The following is a 19,015-nucleotide window of genomic DNA, read 5'->3' as shown; positions in this document are numbered from 1 at the left end:
GCAAGTATCAAGAAAGTTGCAATCACTACAGATTTTCGGCGTGTTCAAAACGAAAAAGCCCCGCAATGCGGGGCTTTTTCGTTTCCGGGAAAACTACTTTTTCAGGCCCAGTTTTTTCAGCTCTTCATCACGCAACTCACGACGCAGGATTTTACCCACGTTGGTAGTCGGCAGACTGTCGCGGAACTCGACGAATTTCGGAGCTTTATAAGCGGTCAGATTGGCACGCATATGCTTCATGACATCATCCTTGGTCAGAGTCATGCCCGGTTTGACCACGATGAAGACCTTGATAAGCTCACCGGTCTTCTCATCCGGAATACCGATGGCCGCCGACTGCAATACGCCAGGCAAGGAAGCCATCACGTCTTCCAGCTCATTGGGGTACACATTGAAACCCGAGACCAGAATCATGTCTTTCTTGCGATCGACAATCCGGATATAGCCATCAGGCTGAATAACCGCGATATCACCGGACTTCAACCAGCCTTCGCTGTCCATGATCTCGGCAGTCGCGTCAGGACGTTCCCAATAGCCTTTCATGACCTGCGGGCCCTTGATGCACAACTCGCCAACCTCACCCAGCGGCAGTTCCTCACCGGCATCGTTGATCACTTTGCACAGGGTCGAAGGGACTGGAATGCCAATGGTGCCAACCTGGATGGTCTGGGCCGGGTTTACCGTGGCCACCGGGCTAGTCTCGGTCATGCCGTAACCCTCGCAGATCGGGCAACCGGTCACGGTTTTCCAGCGTTCAGCCACTGACAGTTGCAAGGCCATGCCGCCCGACAAGGTCACCTTGAGGGCCGAAAAGTCCAGCTTGCGGAACGCTTCGTTATTGCACAGCGCCACAAACAGGGTATTGAGGCCGACAAAGCCGGTGAACTTCCACTTGGACAGCTCTTTGACCATCGCTGGCAGATCACGCGGGTTGCTGATCAGTATGTTGTGGTTACCCAGCAACATCATCGCCATGCAGTGAAAGGTAAAGGCGTAGATGTGGTACAGCGGCAGTGGCGTGATGAGGATTTCGCAACCTTCTTCAAGATTGGAAGCCATCAGCGCCTTGCACTGCAACATGTTGGCGATCAGGTTGCGATGGCTCAGCATCGCGCCCTTGGCCACACCCGTGGTGCCGCCGGTGTATTGCAACACGGCTACATCACTGCTTGTCGGGCTGGCTTCCCTGACCGCCTGGCCCAGCCCCTTGCGCAGTACATCGTTGAACTTGATGGCCTGGGGCAAGTGATAGGCCGGGACCATCTTCTTCACATACTTGATGACCGTATTGATCAACACGCGCTTGAAGGGCGACAGCATGTCGGCCACTTCGGTGACGATCACATACTTGACTGAAGTCTGCGGTACGACCTTTTCGGCCAGGTGCGCCATGTTCGCCAGGCACACCAGCGCCTTGGCGCCAGAATCCTTGAACTGGTGTTCCATTTCCCGCGCGGTGTACAGCGGGTTGGTGTTGACCACAATCAAGCCGGCGCGGATAGCTCCGAACACAGCGATCGGGTATTGCAGCAAGTTGGGCAACTGCACGGCGATGCGATCGCCCGGCTGCAGATCAGTGTGCTGTTGCAACCAGGCGGCAAACGCGCCGGACTGCTCATAAAGCTCACCGTAGGTGATGGTTTTGCCGAGGTTACTGAACGCCGGTTTGTCGGCGAACCGCTGGCAAGATTCCCGCAGTACCGTCTGAATATTTGGATATTCATCAGGATTGATTTCAGCAGCAATCCCAGCTGGGTACTTATCCTTCCAAAAGCCTTCAATCATGGAAGCCCACTCCTCAGCGTCGCGAATTCTTCACCGCATTGGCTGCGGTTCTTATTTGTTTGATTTTTATAATGGACAGTTCTGACTTTACTTAACTCAGAAGTCACAAAGCGCGCCGAGAGTAGCAGCTTTGCCAAAGGCCGCCTAGAGCCAAAAACCGGGTTCCGAGTCACCAACCTGACTGTAGGACAATCTGAAGTCATCATTAGTGCAAAAACTCTATTTATTGTAAAACCCCTCTATATCAGGTGTTACAGGGCGCTGGCAGGGACCTGAGATCATTATCAGGCATTAAAAAAAACGCCCGCAGCTTTCAGGCTGACGGGCGTCTGTCGCCGGGTTGAACGAATCAGGCGATATCTCGTAACTCGCGACGCAGGATTTTACCCACCGGGGTCATGGGCAAGGAGTCGCGCAATACGATCTGCTTGGGCACCTTGTAGCCGGTGAAATTGTCCTTGCAGTAGGCCTTGAGTTCTTCGACGGTCACGCCGCCTGCGCGCGGCACCACAAACAGTTTGACCGCCTCCCCGGTACGTTCGTCCGGCACGCCGATCACTGCGCAGTTGGCCACTTTAGGGTGGGCCATGACGATGTCTTCAATTTCGTTGGGGTACACATTGAAACCCGAGACGATAATCAGGTCTTTCTTGCGATCGACGATGCGGACAAACCCATCGGGGTCAATCACTGCGATATCACCGGTTTTGAACCAGCCCTCGGCATCCAGCACTTCGGCCGTGGCTTCGGGGTTCTGCCAGTAGCCCTTCATCACTTGCGGGCCTTTGACACATAACTCACCCCGCTCGCCCAGGCCCAGATCGACGCCGTCATCGTTGATCACCTTCATGGCCGTGCCCGGCACCGGCATGCCCACCGTGCCCAGCCTTGCCAGCAACCCGCACGGGTTGGCACTGGCCACCGGCGAAGTTTCGGTCAGGCCGTAGCCTTCGACGATGCGGCAGCCCGTGAGTTTTTCCCAGCGCTCGGCAGTGGCCTTGACCAGCGCCGTACCGCCCGAGTTGGTGATTTTAAGCCCGGAGAAATCAACGTCCTTGAAGTCTGGGTGGTCCATCAGTGCGACAAACAGGGTGTTCAGGCCCAGAAAACAGGTGAACTTCCAGCTCTTGAGTTCCTTGATAAAGCCCTTGATATCACGCGGGTTGGTAATCAGGACGTTATGGTTGCCGGTAACCATCATGCCCATGCAATTGGCCGTAAATGCATAGATATGGTAGAGCGGCAGCGGGCCGATCATGATCTCGCGACCGTCCTTGAGCATCGGCTGACCATCGGGCCCATGCTGGGACAGGCACGCGCGCAACTGCTGCATGTTGGCGATCAGATTGCCGTGAGTGAGCATCGCGCCCTTGGGCAGGCCGGTAGTGCCACCGGTGTATTGCAGCACCGCGGTGTCATCCAGCGCTACCGTCAGCGGCCGGATAACCCGCCCAGCGCCCCGGCGCAAAACGGTCTTGAAAGAGATTGCCTGGGGCAACTGATAGGCCGGCACCAGCTTCTTGACCTTGTCGACCACCAGGTTGGTGATCCAGCCTTTGACGGCAGGCATCATGTCGCCCATTCGGGCTTCAATCAGGTAATCGATTTCGGTGTCTTCCAGCACTTCCTGCACGCGTTTGCCGAACATGTTCAAGTACACCAGTGCACGAATGCCTGCGCTCTTGAACTGATGACGCATCTCGCGCGAGGTGTACAGCGGGTTGGTATTGACCACCACCAGCCCGGCGCGCATCGCACCGAAAACGGCAATCGGGTATTGCAGGGTGTTGGGCATTTGCACGGCAATGCGGTCGCCGGGCTTGAGGTCCGTGTATTCCTGCAAGTATCCGGCAAAAGCAGCACTGTGGCGTTCAAGCTCGGCATAGGTGATGGTCACACCCAGATTGCTGAACGCCGGGCGATCGGCGAACTTCTTGCAGGAGCGTTCAAACACATCAACAACCGACTTGAAGGCCGTCATATCAATATCCAGCGGTACACCGGCAGGACGTTTATCATTCCAGAAATCGGCTTGCATTATTTTTATCCTCGTACCTGAGCGTGCCTGGCCGCCTCTTTCACTCAATGAACAGCTTCAATGAACAGCGGAATGTGCGGACGTTAACAGTTATAAAGTTGTAGGCAAATACAGCGATCTTCGCCATTTACATCTTGAATCTTATTGGTACGTGATTACCTGTGAAGCGGCCCCTGTGCAAATGCGCTATACACTGCTACGACAACAGATAAAGGAATTGCCATGACCGCTGAGACTTTTTGGCTGGAAGCGAATGACCGCAGTGGTCTTTTCGTTAACCAGTGGCTGCCTGCTGGCACGCCCAAGGCCATGGTTTTATTGGCTCATGGCATGGCCGAACACAGTGGTCGTTATGCCCGTCTGGGCCAAACCCTGAGCGATGCCGGTTTTGGTCTGTATGCCCATGACCAGCGTGGCCATGGCAAAACCGCCGAGCGTGGCACCCTGGGCTACTTTGCCGACAACGATGGCTGGTGCGCAGTAGTCAGCGACCTCGCCAGCCTGAGCCAGCATATCGGCCAGACCCATCCCGGCGTGCCGATTTTTCTGCTGGGCCACAGCATGGGCAGTTATATCGCCCAGGCTTACTTGATGCATCACAGCGCCAGCCTGCAGGGCGCCATTCTCAGCGCCTCCAATTTTCAACCGGTGGGGCTCTATCGTGCCGCCAGCCTGATCGCCCGCTTCGAACGTTTGCGCCAGGGGCCCAAAGGTCGCAGTGCGCTGATTGAGTGGTTGTCTTTCGGCTCGTTCAACAAAGCCTTCAAGCCCAATCGCACGGCCTATGACTGGCTCAGCCGCGACCCGGTGCAGGTCGATGCCTACGCCAGCGACCCCTTGTGCGGTTTTCGCTGCACCAACCAACTGTGGATCGATCTGCTTGGCGGGTTGCAGCAAATCAGCAAAGCGTCCAATCTCGCTCAGATAGATCCGGGCCTGCCTTTACTGATTATGGGCGGAGAATGTGATCCGGTAAGCGAAGGCAAGCGTCTCACTGATCTGGCCACGGCTTTGCGAAAGGCCGGCAACCGCCAGTTGCAGTTGAATCTGTACCCGCAAGCGCGGCATGAACTCTTCAACGAAACCAATCGCGACGAAGTGATGGCAGATGTGATTGAGTGGCTCAATCAGGCATTGAGCCGCAATCGCCCGTCGCACAGCGAATAAGCAGTATGGCTTTTTCATCTAAAAGGTTTTTAAATCTTTTAAAATCATGGCTTTAAAACCAAACACTCGTCACAGGACATGCGCTAGATGACCCAGGTTACCAACACCCCGTACGAAGCCCTCGAAGTCGGCCAGACCGCCAGCTACAGCAAAACCGTTGGAGAGCGCGACATTCAGCTTTTTGCGGCCATGTCCGGCGACCACAACCCGGTGCACCTCGATCCTGAATTCGCCGCCGCCACCATGTTCAAAGAGCGCATTGCCCACGGCATGTTCAGTGGCGCGCTGATCAGTGCCGCCGTGGCTTGCGAGTTGCCTGGCCCGGGCACCATCTATGTCGGCCAGCAAATGAGCTTTCAGAAACCGGTGAAAATCGGTGACACCCTGACTGTGCGCCTGGAAATCCTGGAAAAGCTACCCAAGTTCCGCGTGCGTATTGCCACCCGCGTGTTCAATCAGCGCGACGAAATCGTCGTTGATGGCGAAGCTGAAATCATTGCCCCGCGCAAGCAGCAGACCGTGACATTGCCGGTGCTGCCAGCGATCAGCATTGGCTAACACGTAACGCACAAGTGGGAGCGGGCTTGCTCGCGATAGCATCACCTCGGTCATTCTGACCAACCGAGTTGTATGCATCGCGAGCAAGCCCGCTCCCACATTAGTAGATCTACATGAGATCTACTGCATCGAGCTGGTTATGCCCGAGCGCGAGCCTGATTGCGCAAGGCCTTGACCTGATCGTGGTTGCGTTGCACACCGTGATACTGACGCTCTACCAGATCACGAATACCGACCAGGTTGTGCTTGCTGATTTTTTCCAGCGCTTCTTTATAAGCCTTCAGCGCATGGTCTTCGCCGCGCTCGGCTTCGTTGAGCACAGCCTCTTCGTCCTTGCCGGTAAACACCGATTTCACGTCGACCCAACGGCGGTGCAGGTCACCGGCCACGCTGGTGCTGGTTTCCGGATCACCACCCAAGGCACGCACCTGAGCCTGCAATTCGGCGGCGGCGGCGGCGCAATCGGCGGAGCGCTTGGCAAACAGCGCCTTGAGCTCCGGATGCTTGATATCTTCGGCGCAGGATTTAAACCCCTCCTGACCGTCTTTGCTGGTTTCGATCAAATCGTTCAGGACGCTAATGGCTTCTTTATTGAGGTCAGTCATTGTTCAATTCCTTACAAGGTTGAGGATCGTGCAATAGAGATTGCAGGGCTCGTGCCAGTTTTAGAATTAGATAAAAACGTTATATATCAACAAGTTAATAAAACACGAAAAATCTGTATCCGGTTTTTCTGCATGATCTGTCAATTGGCCTTCATGCAAATTGCCTGTATTTTCATTTCCACAGCTTTACGCATCTGAAGGCCGTTGCATGAACCCCGAAAAACTCGAACTGCTGCTGACCCGCGAAATGCCCTTCGGCAAATACAAGGGCCGAATCATCGCCGACCTGCCCGGCCAGTACCTCAACTGGTTTGCCCGCCAGGGCTTTCCCCACGGTGAGTTGGGTGGCTTGCTGGCCCTGATGCAAGAGATCGATCACAACGGCCTGTCGGACCTGCTCGACCCGTTGCGCGCCAAACACGGAAAACCCAAACCCCGCCATTGACAGAGTTGCCCCATGCCAAGGATTGAAGACAACGCCCGTGACGAAAACTTCTGGCACACCATTGCCGAGCGCTATGACCTGGCGCCCGGCCCGATCAATCTGGAAAACGGCTACTTCGGGCGCATGACCCGCGACGTGGCGCAGAACTACCAGCGCAATATCGACTTTATCAACCGGCATAACGCGCAGCCGGTGCGCCAGCACTTCGATACCACGCAAAATATCGAGATCCGCGACCAGCTTGCCGACCTGCTGGGCGTTGACCCGGCTGGTGTTGCACTGACCTGCCGAGCCTCCGACGCCTTGCAGTCGTTGATTCGCAACTACAACGGCCTGCAGCCCGGCGATCAACTGCTGATCTGCGATCTGGAATACCACAGCGTCGAATACGCAATGCGCTGGGTGGCCCGGCAACGCGGGCTTGAAGTCATTGAAATCACCCACAAGCACCCGGCCACTTTCGACAGCCTTATAGACAGCTATCGCGAAGCTTTTGAGCGCTACCCGCGGATCAAGCTGATGGCCCTCACCCATGTGACCCACCGCACCGGGCTGGTGCTGCCGGTGCAGGAAATTGTTGCGGCGGCCAGGGAGCATGGGGTCGATGTGATCCTGGATGGCGCCCACGCCCTGGGCCAGATCGAGTTCGACCTGCCGGCGCTGGGCGTGGCCTTTGCCGGTTACAACCTGCACAAGTGGATCGGCGCCCCGTTGACCCTGGGCTTTATGTATATCGACCCGCAGCGCCTGGCCGATATCGACCCCGATATGGGCAGCCAGCACTACCCCGAGCCGGATATCCGCAACCGTTCGCCCTATGGCACACCCAATATCCCGGCGTGGCTGACCCTGCCCAAGGTACTGCAAGAGCACAAGGACATGGGCGGTACACGGGCCAAGGGCGCCAGGCTGAACTACCTGCGTGATCTGTGGGTGAGTGAGGCGCGAAAAATACCGGGGATTGAAGTACTGATAGAGGATGACCCACGCCTGCGTTGCGCGATTACCTCGCTGCGCTTTACCCATTTGAAGGATCAGCAGCCGATGGTTGATCGCCTGCTCAAGGAGTACAACCTGTTTACCGTGGCGCGCAGTGGCGCAGCTTGGGGCAGCTGTATTCGTATTACCGTGGGGTTTGCCACTACGCTGGATGAGATCAATCAGCTGGTCAGGGCGCTGCGCGTACTTTCACAGGCTTAAGCATGACCCCTGTGGGAGCGGGTGATGTGTTTTGCGGGCAAAAAAAAGGTGCGCCGACCAAGCGCACCAAAAACCGTAGAACACACAACAAATTCGTGACTAAAACATCAATCCAGCAGCGCCAGCGCCTCGGCGGTGCATTCCTGGATTCGGGCCCAGTCGCCGTTCTTGATCCACTCGCTGTCCAGCATCCAGCTACCGCCCACACACATCACGTTTTTCAACGCCATGTAGTTGCGGATATTGGCCGGGCCAACACCGCCGGTCGGGCAGAATTTAACGTCGCCAAAAGGGCCGCCCAGAGCCTTGATAGCAGCCACACCGCCGCTGACTTCAGCCGGGAACAACTTGAAGCGACGGTAGCCCAACCCGTAGCCTTCCATGATTCCCGATGCATTGCTGATGCCCGGCAACAGCGGGATATCGCTGGCAACGCTGGCCTGCAGCAAGTCACGGGTAATGCCCGGGGTAACAATAAATTGCGAACCGGCTTCTTCAGCCGCCGCCAGCATATGGCGATCGAGCACGGTACCCGCACCGGTCACCAGCTCTGGGCGCTGATCACGCAGAATGCGGATGGCCTTGAGGCCGAACGACGAGCGCAGAGTCACTTCCAGGGCCGTCAGACCACCGGCCGCCAGCGCATCCGCCAACGGCAGGATGTCTTGTTCGCGGGCAATGGTAATCACCGGCAGAATTCGTGCTCGCTCACACAGGCTGTCGATCAGGGCGACTTTATCCGCCATCGATACGTTCGCAATTGTTGTTGTCATGGCAGCTGATCCTTGGCTCATGGGCACCAGTAAATCTCTAACGTAGGTTGCAGAAAGGCACGAATCGGCAAGGCGGCAACATCTGTACCCCCCAGCGCTTCGTTAAGGGTGTTCAATTTGGACTGGCCCTGGATCGACAGCACCTTGTGCTTCGCGCTCGCCAACAGGCTGCGGCTCATGCTCAAACGCTGGTGGGGCACGGTTGGCGCCAGCATCGCCCAGCAACGGCGCGGGTTGCCCAGTTGCAGGGCTTCGCTCAGGTTCGGGCTGTTGGGGAACAGCGACGCGGTATGGCCGTCATCACCCATGCCCAGAATCAGCACATCGATCGGCGGCAGTTCGGCCAGTCCCTGATCTGCTTCCAGCGCGGCCTTTTCAACCGTGGCTGCGGCGTTATACAAACCGACAAAACGGGCCTTGGCGGCCGGGCCTTGCAGCAGATGTTTTTTAAGCAGGCCAGCATTGCTGTCAGCATGCTCCACGGGCACCCAGCGCTCATCAGCCAGGCTGACAACCACTTTCGACCAGTCGACCGGTTGCTTGATCAGACTCTGAAAAAACGCGACCGGGCTGCGCCCGCCGGACACCACCAGGGTGGCAACGCCCTGCTCGGCGATAGCCTGGTTCAATTGCCCGGCAACCTTGGCTGCCAGCCCTTCGGCCAGCAACGCCGGGTTCTTGAAGGTGTGCGCATTGACACCTTCAGGCAGTTTCAAATCAGATATCGCCATACCAAGACCTCCCGTCCCGCGTAATCAATGCAATGGAACTCATCGGTCCCCAGGAGCCCGCCGCGTACGGCTTGGGCGCATCACCAGACTTCTTCCAGCCGGCGATCAACTGGTCGCACCATTTCCATGCGGCTTCAATTTCGTCTTTGCGGACAAACAGGTTCTGGTTGCCGCGCATGACTTCAAGCAACAGACGCTCGTAGGCATCCGGAATTCGAGTGCTGCGGTAAGTGTCGGAAAAATTCAATTGCAACGGACCGCTGCGCAACTGCATGCCTTTATCCAGGCCCTGATCCTTGGTCATCACCCGCAAGGAAATACCTTCATCCGGTTGCAGGCGAATAATCAGCTTGTTGCCGATTTGCAGACGCTGCTCGGGGGCGAAGATGTAGTGCGACGGCTCTTTGAAGTGGATGACGATCTGCGACAGCTTTTGCGGCATGCGCTTGCCGGTGCGCAGGTAAAACGGCACTCCCGCCCAACGCCAGTTGCGAATATCGGCACGCAGGGCAACAAAGGTCTCGGTGTCGCTCTGGGTGTTGGAGTTTTCTTCCTCCAGATAACCCGGCACCGACTGGCCTTCGCTGTAACCGGCAATGTACTGGCCGCGCACCACTTGGGTGGTCAGGCCTTCGGCGCTGATCGGGGCCAGGGCCTTGAGCACTTTTACCTTTTCGTCGCGAATGCTGTCGGCCGACAGGTCCGCAGGCGGGTCCATCGCAATCAGGCAGAGCAACTGCAACAGGTGGTTCTGGATCATGTCGCGCAGCTGGCCAGCCTTGTCGAAATAGCCCCAGCGGCCCTCGATGCCGACTTTCTCGGCCACGGTGATTTCAACGTGGGAGATGTAGCGCTGGTTCCACTGGGTTTCGAACAGGCTGTTGGCAAAGCGCAGGGCGATCAGGTTCTGAACGGTTTCCTTGCCCAGATAATGGTCGATGCGATAGGTGCGATTCTCGGGGAAAAACTGCGCCACAGAATCATTGACCTTGCGCGAGGACTCCAGGTCCGAACCGATGGGCTTTTCCAGCACCACACGGGTGTTTTCAGCCAGACCGACGGCGGCCAGGTTCTCGCAAATGGCGCCGTACACGGCTGCCGGTGTGGCGAAGTAAGCGATCAAACGCTGCTCTGTGCCGGCAAGCTCCGCCAGCGACAGGTAATCTTCAGTCTTGAAAAAATCCACATGCAGGTAGCTCAAGCGAGCCAGGAAGCGGTTTAGCGCTTCAACTTCGATTTCCTTCTCGCCCAGATACTGGCGCAACTGGCTGTCGATATGCGCCAGATGCGTGGCGGCATCGCCCGGCTCACGGGCCAACGCCAGAATGCGTGTATCGGCATGCAGCAGACCGGCGCGGTCCAGTTGGTATAAAGCAGGAAACAGCTTGCGCAAGGCCAAATCGCCAAGGGCGCCGAACAAGGCAAAGGTGCACGGTTCAACCGTAATCGAAGGCATGATGTTTGTTCTTTTATCAAGTTAAGCTACAAATACCTTTTTTCAAGGCATCACTCAAGGAAAAATGTAGTAATAAACACAACATTTTCTCAAAATACAGATTCCTGCTAGTGGTCATCTCAGGCCACCAGTAGGATAGGCCACCTTGCGAACCGCTTTAGTCCGGTTCTTGCATCGCTGACCCAAGGATCATAAATGGACCGCGTGCGAAATTTACTCGAACAGATCAAGGGCCGCCTCGAAGAGCTGAACAAGGCCGAGCGCAAAGTGGCGGAAATCATTTTGCAGAATCCGCAGCAGGCGACCCGGTTCAGCATCGCCGCGCTGGCTCAGGCGGCCTCGGTCAGCGAGCCGACGGTCAACCGTTTCTGCCGCTCGTTTGGCGTCAGCGGTTACCCCGAGCTGAAGCTGCAACTGGCACAAAGCCTGGCCAGTGGCGCAGCTTACGTGAGCCGCGCGGTTGAGGCTGACGATAATCCGGCCGCCTACACGCAGAAGATTTTCGGCAGCGCCATTGCCTCGCTGGACAGCGCCTGCCAGGCACTGGACCCCAACCTTATCAGCCGCGCTGTCGACTTGCTGATCCAGGCCCGGCAGATCCACTTTTTTGGCCTTGGTGCTTCAGCCCCTGTGGCGCTGGATGCGCAACACAAGTTCTTCCGCTTCAACCTGGCCGTCACAGCCCATGCCGACGTGTTGATGCAGCGCATGATCGCCTCGGTGGCGCATACCGGTGAGTTGTTTGTGATTATTTCCTACACCGGACGTACCCGCGAGCTGGTAGAAGTGGCACGTATTGCACGGGCCAATGGTGCTTCGGTGCTGGGCCTGACGGCGGAAAACTCGCCACTGGCCAAGGCCAGTACTTTGAGCCTGAATATCCCGCTGCCCGAAGACACCGACATCTATATGCCGATGACCTCACGCATCATCCAGCTCACCGTACTCGATGTACTGGCCACCGGCATGACCCTGCGCCGTGGGGTGGACTTCCAGCCGCACCTGCGCAAGATCAAGGAAAGCCTCAACGCCAGCCGGTATCCGGTGGGGGATGAGTTCAACTGATTCACCAGCCGCACCTGAGGTTGTAGTCGCCAAGCTCGTCAGCGGCTACAACCGACAAGCGGCTTCGCCATTTTTTTGCCACCCCCCGGCCTGCCCCCTGCCCTCCAGGGCAATAGGTCTTGTTATGCCTTTCACCTCCCCATGTAACTGTCAGATCTGACAGGTTACAGCCGCCCAAAACAGTCATAACGTGAATGCCTCGGGGTCTCTTTTATACAAGGAGCCCAGACGCTCCTGCGCCTGCCCCTCCTGCCCCACAACGCATACAGCTCGGACTATCGCCCCGTGGCAGGAGTTCATGATCATGGCCCAAGAACCGCTAAGTATTTCTGCACCCTCACTGCCCAAAGGCGGCGGCGCCATTCAAAGCATTGGCAAAGGCTGGGCGGCTGTCGGCTTTACTGGCGCTGCGTCAGTGTCCATCCCATTGCCCATCACCCCGGGTCGCGGCTATGCGCCAGCACTGGACCTGAACTACAACAGCGGCAGCGGACGAACCGAGTTCGGCCAAGGGTGGTCAATCAATCGACCCTCAATCAGCCGGCAAACCAGCAAGGGGACTCCGCAGTTTGAACCCGACTCCAATGGCAACTTGAGCGAGCCGGTTTACCTCTCGCCAAGTGGCGACGTGTTATTGCCCGAGCGCTATGCCAACGGCGAAATCAGCACCCGCGACTCGTCTGTGTTTCGTGATCAACCACTAGCGCAAACCTATCGCATAACTGCTTACAAGCCACGGGTAGAAGGCAATTTCAGCACCTACGAACACTATGTGGGCACGAGCGAATCGTTCTGGCTGATTCAGATCGCTGACGGCAGTATCCATATCTATGGCCACAACGAAACGGCTCGACTACAGCATGACAATGGCACCACGACCTGGGTGGCTGAGTGGCACCTTGAAGAGTCAGTCGCAGTGAACGGCGAGCATGTGCTGTACGAATATGTAGCAGAAAACGATGTATCGCTGAACACCCTGACAGGGTCTGCAGCAGATGCCTGGCGTAGCCGGGACAGCAGCACCCATAGGTATTTTCAGCGTATTCGCTACGGCAATCTGACAGGCGATCGAGTGCCCTTTTTGCTGCAGGAAACGAGTGAACCCGTATGGCTTTTTGATCTGGTTTTCGATTATGGCGAATGCGACCCCCGGCTGGTGGCTCACCCCGAGTACCCGCTAACCACCGGGACAACATGGCCGCTACGCGCCGACCCGCTGAGCAGTCACCGCTACGGCTTCGAAGACCGCACGCTGCGCCTGTGCCATCAGGTACTGATGTATCACTGGTGTGCCGACGGCCCGGACAATACCGGCCCAGTATTGCTTGAAGGCCAGCCGACGCTGGTACAGCGCCTGCAACTGGAGTACGACCAACAGCCGGCGGCCTCCATGCTGACGGCGGCTCACCTGATTGGCTATGTCGGGCAAGAAGCGCAATACAACCCGCCGATGGAATTCGACTACAGCTCATTTACCCTCACCCCTGAGTCGGCACGGTTTTCACCCTTCTTTGCCGAGCAGCCCCCCAGGCAAGACCCGGGCATTGATGCTGGCAACTATCAGTTGGTGGACCTTTTGGGTGATGGCCTGGCCGGTATTCTGTATCGCCAGCAAGATGCCTGGTATTACCGGCGACCTGTACGTCACCCATCCCCCGGCCTGGACAAAGACGCAGTGAGCTATGCGGCGCGGGAGCTGCTCACACAGATTCCTGTTGCCAGTTCGAGGTCTGCAACACTGCAAGTGCTCACAGACATCAACGGTGACGGCAAGCTCGACTGGCTGGTGGCCCAACCCTCAATCGCCGGTTTTTTCACCCTCGACACCAACCGGCAATGGGGCCAGTTCACTCCTTACGCCGCCTTCCCTACCGAGTTCTTTCATCCGCAGTCACAGCTTGCCGACCTGATGGGGATTGGCCTGTCGGACCTGGCAATGATCGGCACACGCAGCGTGCGGCTCTATGCCAACTTGAAAAGCACAGGTTTCGATACGCCCGTTATGGTCGAGCGCACCCCCGACCAAACCGCGCTACCGGTACCCGGTGACGATCGTTACGAACTGGTGGCATTCAGTGACGTATTAGGTTCTGGCCAGCAGCATCTGGTACGTATTACCGGGCAGGCCGTAAGCTGTTTTCCAAACCTTGGACGCGGGCGATTTGGCGAGCCAATCAATTTAGGCAAGCTGGAATTCGCAGGTGAATTCAACCCCGCCCATATCCGGTTCGCTGACCTGGATGGCTCCGGCGCCGCCGACATCCTCTACTTGCAGAGCGGCGCGGTGCAGATTTTCATGAATCTGAGCGGGCATGGTTTTGCCGCCCCCGTTACTGTCGCCCTGCCTGAGGGGCTGCGGTATGACAACCTCAGCACAATCAGCGCTGCCGACTTGCAAGGGCTGGGCTGTTCAAGCCTGGTGCTTAGCAGCAACACTCACGTCCCAGAACTTGCGCCCCATCATTGGCGCTGTGATTTTACTGCGGGCCACAAGCCATATTTGCTATGCGCCACGGACAACAATATGGGCGCTGCGGGTGAGGTGGTGTATCGCTCATCGGCACAGGAATGGCTGGACGAAAAAGCCCTGCTGCCAGACCCGTCCCAAGCGGTATCTGAAATGCCGTTTGCAACGCACCTGGTCAGTGAGCAGCGTCAGCTTGATCAGATTACCGGCAACCACCTGGCCCAGTTTTTTGCTTACAGGCACGGTTACTACGATGGCGTGGAACGGGAATTTCGCGGATTTGGTCTGCTCCTGCAAACCGATACGGAATCTGCCCCCCCCACAGCCCCCCAAAGCTTTAGCGCACCGGTACTGAGCAAGACCTGGTTTCACACCGGCAAGACCCTGCACATGGACGTACAGGATGCCTGGGATGGTGATCCGCAACTTGCGCCACTGGGTAACACACTGTGTACCCAAAGGATTGATGGCACTGAACAGATACACGCAGACTGGGATTTGCCGACCCTGCACGATGCAGCCCGCACCCTGAGTGGATCGGTATTGCGCACGGAAACGCTGGGCACCGATGGCAACCCGGTGCCTTTCAACGTCATGCAAAACCGCTACGGGGTGCGTCTGCTGCAAGCGCGCTCCGAGCACGACAACTACAGTGTCATGCTGCCTTTTGTCATCGAACAACGCAGCCTGCAATACGAGCGTCAGGCCGACGACCCGCTCTGCCAGCACCAACTCAATCTGGCCATGGATGAATATGGCAGCGTAAACCACGCAGTTTCCGTTGCCTGCTCAAGACGCGCGGATGCCCTCGCGCCATACCCGGACGATGAAGACCACGCCCACTTGCGCCGTTGGTGGTCCGATGCCCGGGATGATGCCCAGTTGAGTGTCTACCTGAGTGAAAGCCGCGAGCGGTTGCTGCATGTCAAGCAGGCCGACTACTTGCGACTTGGCCTGCCCTACCGCAGCCAGAATATGGCTTACGTACTGAACGCTGATCATCTGTCGATCCTGCCCATCAGTTACGAAGCCTTTGTGGGAGCCCAATCGCCTCTGGGCAAAAACCCGATCAATGGTCAACGCATGCTCGCAGGCCAAAGCCGTGTGCAGTACCAGGGTTGCCCGGACGGCACGGTAAACTTTGATGCCCTGCCCGAATATGGCGAACAGGCCGAACTGGACGCCAACGCCCTGCATGCATACGTGATCAAGGATGCTCAGGGCGCAGAAACAAACCTGCTGGGCAACACACCCGCCGAGATAAAGGCCAGGCTCGAATCCGCCGGCTATGTGGATGTTGGCCTATGGCGACCCACAAGCAATACGGTCGATACCAGCACCCCCCTTTGGGCCGCGCGCACGGGGTACTCAACCTTCGCCGGGATCGAGCATTTCAACAAACTGCTCGAGCAAAAACCGGTGGTGTGGGTCACACCCTCCAGCGTCAGCTATGACAGCCTCTGGTTGATGCCTGAGAGGTTCATCGCACCTGATGCAGGTGTCACCGAAGTGGTCTACGACTACAACTCGCTGCAGGCCAAATGGATTCGCGACCCTAACCAGAATGTCAGTGAAGCCCGGTACGACGCGATGGCCAGGGTTGTGCTGACCACGTTCTGGGGTACCGAATGGGACGACACAACCCAGACCGTCAAGGATACTGGCTTTGGCAACATGGCCAGCCATGCGTGGGCATCGGTCAGCGCAGGGCATGCCATTGCCGACAGCTCGGTGATGGGTGATCTCGCCTCGGCCATGTTCTACGAGCCCTGCAGCTGGATGGGGTTGGCATCACTAAATTTACTGCACAATGGCGTTGATCTGGGCGTGCTGATGCCCACCGGGCATTTGCGCGCCAGCGCACGTAAACGCCTGGTCAAAGATGAGTACCCTCAAAGCCAGATCTCGGCACAAACCCGCTCGGCTTTGCTGGCCTTGCCTCGGGAGCCTGCGTTTTCTGCGCTGTTGCAGGCTGACCGCTACCCGAACGATCCACAACGGCAAGTGCGCATGTCCATCAGCGCCTCGGATGGTTTTGGCCGAGCCTTGCAAAGCAAACAGAAAGTCGAACCGGGGCTGGCCTATGCCGTCGACGTTGAAGGCAACCTGACCTCCTCCGAACAGATTCAGACCACTGAACGCTGGCGTGTGAGTGAGCGCGTGGAATACAACAACAAAGGCCTGGCGGTTCGTGTTTACCGGCCTTACTTCGCCAATACATACCGTTACATCAACGATCAGTCTTTTCGCCAGTTCGGCTACAGCGACCAGCAGTTCTACGACCCGCTGGGTCGCCCGACCAAAACCATTACCGCCAGTGGTTATTGGCGCCGCCTGACATACCTGACCTGGTACAGCATCAGCGAGGATGAAAACGATCTGTATCTGGAGGCTGTTGAACACCCCAAAGCCCCTAGCGTTGTGCAGGCCTTGGGCACTGAGCTCGACCCCCTGCAAGCCGAAGAGGGCGTCATGGTACGCGTCGAATACCTGGGCATGCAGGTCACGGACAGCATAACCCTCAACTGGAAAGGTGTTGCCGGTGCAAACGTAACAACTATACCCGCCGTGCCAAACATAACGGCCCAGCCCGGCAGCGCAAACGGGATGGTCATATTTGCTGTCACGAGCCAAACGGTAGGGGCCAATATCGGCAAAACCGTCGAGATCACCTACACAGTGCTGCGAGCCGGGCAGCTTCTGCACTCAGAGCCGTTGCATCTGCATATCTCGCCGCTCCCCGACGCACTACTACGCGACCTGCTCAACGTTGAACATGAAGCCAACGGGCAACTGAATGTCAATTTCACCCCTAATGGCGTGAATGTGGATATCACTAACTGGCCTTTTATAGCCCTCGGCCAGAAAGTCTGGCTGTACCTGGAAGGCCGCAAGGCCGATGGCACGGTGTACAACAAACAGCTCTGGACAGCCTCCGCCGTGATCACCACTGAGCTCAATAGAGGGTACTTGCGCAAGGTAGCCCCAGCCAGTTATCTGAGGGAACTGGCAGACGGAAGTACGCTCAAGGTGATCTTCAATGTAGCGTTCTCAAGCAGTGATACCACCCAGGCGTCTGCCCTGGCCTTCCCGATCAAGACGTTGAACATCGTCGGCTATACGGGTGGCTTGCAATGACCATCACCTCGCGAAACCTGCACGATACCCAGACTCCGCAGCTTGCAGCAACCGACCCGCGCGGCCTGATAATTCGCATGGTTGCCTACCATCGCTGCAGCCCTGAAGAACCTGCTGGGGCACGGATCACACGCCTGCAATACGATGCATTTGGCCGACGCCAATGGCAATCACAGGGAAAGCTGGGACAGCCGAGGCAGCCATTGGCGGACCGATTTCAATGATCTGGCACGACCGATGACCCGTTATGAACAGGGTGCGGGACAGCCTGAACAAGTGGTCACACGCCTTGAATATGGCACTGCCCAGGCGGCGGCTCACAACCAGTATGCTCGACTGATTCGCAACGATGACGGCGCCGGCACACAACCTGCAAGACCTGCACCCTGTTTTTCAGGTCTGCAGAGTCGAACACGATTCTGCCTTCCCTCTTTATGGGCATAGACATGATCGAAGGACTCGCCTTGAGTATCGTCAACGAATTGCAACCGTTCAGCAGCGATACAAAAGAATCGGTGTATGAACTGCAACGCTCCGGGCAATCGGACGTGGTCATGAACAGCTTGTTTAGACCACAGTTACTCGTCCCTCACAGCATGACCATTTCAAAAGCGAATCTGTCTTACAAAGGTCCGGGCAAAAATGCAGCAGGCACAAGCTCAGCCTCCGTGGTGACCCATTATTACGTTTGAGCACACTGCGACAGTGAGCCTCAACCCGCTACCAACCCCGCCCGCGCCTGCAAGCTCAAATGCGCTTGCTCGCCCGGGGCCAGGGCCTGGTTATGCGTGCCGCCGCTGGTGGACTCCACGCACACAAAGCCCATCACCTCATTCCAGCTCACGCCCAGCAATGGCCGTTTGCCCGGATGCCAGACCACCGTATTGGCATGATCGCCCGTGTCGATGTTCAGCGCCCTTTGCCAGGCGTGATCATTAAGTTTCATTTCACCATCATGCTGGAACACCCGCTGGCATCCGCCCGCCACGCGCAATTCGCCCTTCTGCTGGCAAACCTCACGGTTCAACTGGTCATAGCCGTGGACACCGTCCAGACCGGACAGCGCTACCTCTGCAACATCACCAATACGCCAGTAAGCGCGCAACGCCTGGCTCAGTTGGCAGGGCTCATCGTCCTGATGCTCGGTGCTCAGGCGCAGCTCCATTTCTTCACCCAATCGTGCATGCAAATCCACCTGCCAATCGCACAGCTGCAAGCGCCAATGCAGGGTCACGCCCTCTTCGTCGCTTTTGCTGTCGAGTAGTTTCCAGTCGATCAACCGCGCCCAGCCATGGGATGGCCATGCGTTTTCACTGGGATGACGGCCATACCAGGGCCAGAAAATCGGTACCCCACCGCGAATCGCACCCACCTGCGGCCACTTGGCTGCGCACCATAACCAGGGTTTTTGCCCGGTCGGTTTGAAATGCAGCAACTGCGCGCCCTGGCGGCTGAACACCGCCTGGCAATGCGGATGGTCAATCACCAGCACGTCGCGCTGCTGAAAGCGCTCCCACTGGAAGACCGGCTGCTCGCGCCTGGATTTGAAAAAACGGTGAAGCGGATGCTCATGCATGTGCCGCAGTC

General features: G+C 57.3%; 14 protein-coding genes. 7 read left to right on the top strand and 7 right to left on the bottom strand.

Annotated features, from left to right (window positions below; all coding sequences use genetic code 11):
* Nucleotides 1-93 precede the first annotated feature (93 nt).
* Complete coding sequence (fadD1, locus tag ACZRMH_RS20680) at nt 94-1,785, bottom strand: long-chain-fatty-acid--CoA ligase FadD1 (RefSeq protein WP_464015034.1); 1,692 nt, start codon at nt 1,783-1,785, stop codon at nt 94-96.
* A 349-nt stretch (nt 1,786-2,134) separates the two neighbouring features.
* Nucleotides 2,135-3,823 carry a long-chain-fatty-acid--CoA ligase FadD2 gene (gene fadD2 / locus ACZRMH_RS20675; RefSeq protein WP_464015033.1) on the bottom strand — a complete coding sequence of 563 codons (1,689 nt, stop codon included), beginning with the start codon at nt 3,821-3,823 and terminating at the stop codon, nt 2,135-2,137.
* Nucleotides 3,824-4,045: 222 nt separating this feature from the next.
* Between fadD2 and ACZRMH_RS20670 the strand changes: the two genes are divergently transcribed.
* Both ACZRMH_RS20670 and ACZRMH_RS20665 read left to right on the top strand, forming a co-directional pair.
* Nucleotides 4,046-4,990, top strand: a complete 945-nt coding sequence (locus tag ACZRMH_RS20670) for an alpha/beta hydrolase (protein WP_464015032.1) — start codon at nt 4,046-4,048, stop codon at nt 4,988-4,990.
* An 87-nt stretch (nt 4,991-5,077) separates the two neighbouring features.
* The gene (locus tag ACZRMH_RS20665) at nt 5,078-5,548 is read left to right on the top strand and encodes a MaoC family dehydratase (protein WP_019829146.1); all 471 of its coding nucleotides are present in this window, start codon (nt 5,078-5,080) and stop codon (nt 5,546-5,548) included.
* A 137-nt stretch (nt 5,549-5,685) separates the two neighbouring features.
* Here ACZRMH_RS20665 and ACZRMH_RS20660 read toward each other — a convergent pair whose 3' ends face one another.
* Nucleotides 5,686-6,153 carry a ferritin-like domain-containing protein gene (locus ACZRMH_RS20660; protein ID WP_464015031.1) on the bottom strand — a complete coding sequence of 156 codons (468 nt, stop codon included), beginning with the start codon at nt 6,151-6,153 and terminating at the stop codon, nt 5,686-5,688.
* A gap of 208 nt (nt 6,154-6,361) precedes the next feature.
* On the opposite strand from ACZRMH_RS20660, the gene ACZRMH_RS20655 reads away from it, so the two are divergent.
* A complete protein-coding gene (locus tag ACZRMH_RS20655; protein WP_464015030.1) occupies nt 6,362-6,598 on the top strand; it encodes a DUF3820 family protein in 237 nt (78 codons plus the stop codon).
* A 12-nt stretch (nt 6,599-6,610) separates the two neighbouring features.
* Nucleotides 6,611-7,798 carry an aminotransferase class V-fold PLP-dependent enzyme gene (locus ACZRMH_RS20650; RefSeq protein ID WP_464015029.1) on the top strand — a complete coding sequence of 396 codons (1,188 nt, stop codon included), beginning with the start codon at nt 6,611-6,613 and terminating at the stop codon, nt 7,796-7,798.
* 107 nt (nt 7,799-7,905) lie between these two features.
* Here the strand turns inward: ACZRMH_RS20650 and ACZRMH_RS20645 are convergent, their stop codons facing one another.
* From ACZRMH_RS20645 to zwf, 3 genes are read right to left on the bottom strand one after another with little or no spacing between them, the layout of a single operon-like run.
* Nucleotides 7,906-8,571, bottom strand: coding sequence for a bifunctional 4-hydroxy-2-oxoglutarate aldolase/2-dehydro-3-deoxy-phosphogluconate aldolase (locus tag ACZRMH_RS20645; protein WP_464015028.1), 666 nt, complete (start codon nt 8,569-8,571; stop codon nt 7,906-7,908).
* Between the two features lie 17 nt (nt 8,572-8,588).
* Nucleotides 8,589-9,302, bottom strand: coding sequence for a 6-phosphogluconolactonase (gene pgl / locus ACZRMH_RS20640; protein WP_464015027.1), 714 nt, complete (start codon nt 9,300-9,302; stop codon nt 8,589-8,591).
* A complete protein-coding gene (gene zwf, locus ACZRMH_RS20635; protein ID WP_464015026.1) occupies nt 9,289-10,758 on the bottom strand; it encodes a glucose-6-phosphate dehydrogenase in 1,470 nt (489 codons plus the stop codon). The genes pgl and zwf overlap by 14 nt, the downstream gene beginning before the upstream one ends.
* Before the next feature lie 204 nt (nt 10,759-10,962).
* On the opposite strand from zwf, the gene ACZRMH_RS20630 reads away from it, so the two are divergent.
* The 3 genes from ACZRMH_RS20630 to ACZRMH_RS20620 all read left to right on the top strand — a co-directional run bounded on the left by ACZRMH_RS20630 (nt 10,963) and on the right by ACZRMH_RS20620 (nt 18,120).
* Nucleotides 10,963-11,823: a MurR/RpiR family transcriptional regulator gene (locus ACZRMH_RS20630; protein ID WP_173430580.1), complete on the top strand. Its 861-nt coding sequence runs from the start codon at nt 10,963-10,965 to the stop codon at nt 11,821-11,823.
* A gap of 304 nt (nt 11,824-12,127) precedes the next feature.
* Entirely contained in the window at nt 12,128-17,428 is a 5,301-nt protein-coding gene (locus ACZRMH_RS20625; RefSeq protein WP_464015025.1) for a SpvB/TcaC N-terminal domain-containing protein, read from the top strand.
* Between the two features lie 446 nt (nt 17,429-17,874).
* Nucleotides 17,875-18,120, top strand: a complete 246-nt coding sequence (locus ACZRMH_RS20620) for a hypothetical protein (protein WP_464015024.1) — start codon at nt 17,875-17,877, stop codon at nt 18,118-18,120.
* Nucleotides 18,121-18,140: 20 nt separating this feature from the next.
* On the opposite strand, the gene ACZRMH_RS20615 is transcribed toward ACZRMH_RS20620, so the two are convergent.
* Nucleotides 18,141-19,004 (bottom strand): D-hexose-6-phosphate mutarotase, encoded by an 864-nt coding sequence (locus tag ACZRMH_RS20615; RefSeq protein ID WP_464015023.1) that lies wholly within the window; start codon nt 19,002-19,004, stop codon nt 18,141-18,143.
* Between the last annotated feature and the right edge of the window lie 11 nt (nt 19,005-19,015).

Source organism: Pseudomonas sp. B414 (assembly GCF_055408445.1).
This window is presented reverse-complemented; position numbering and strand designations above follow the sequence as displayed.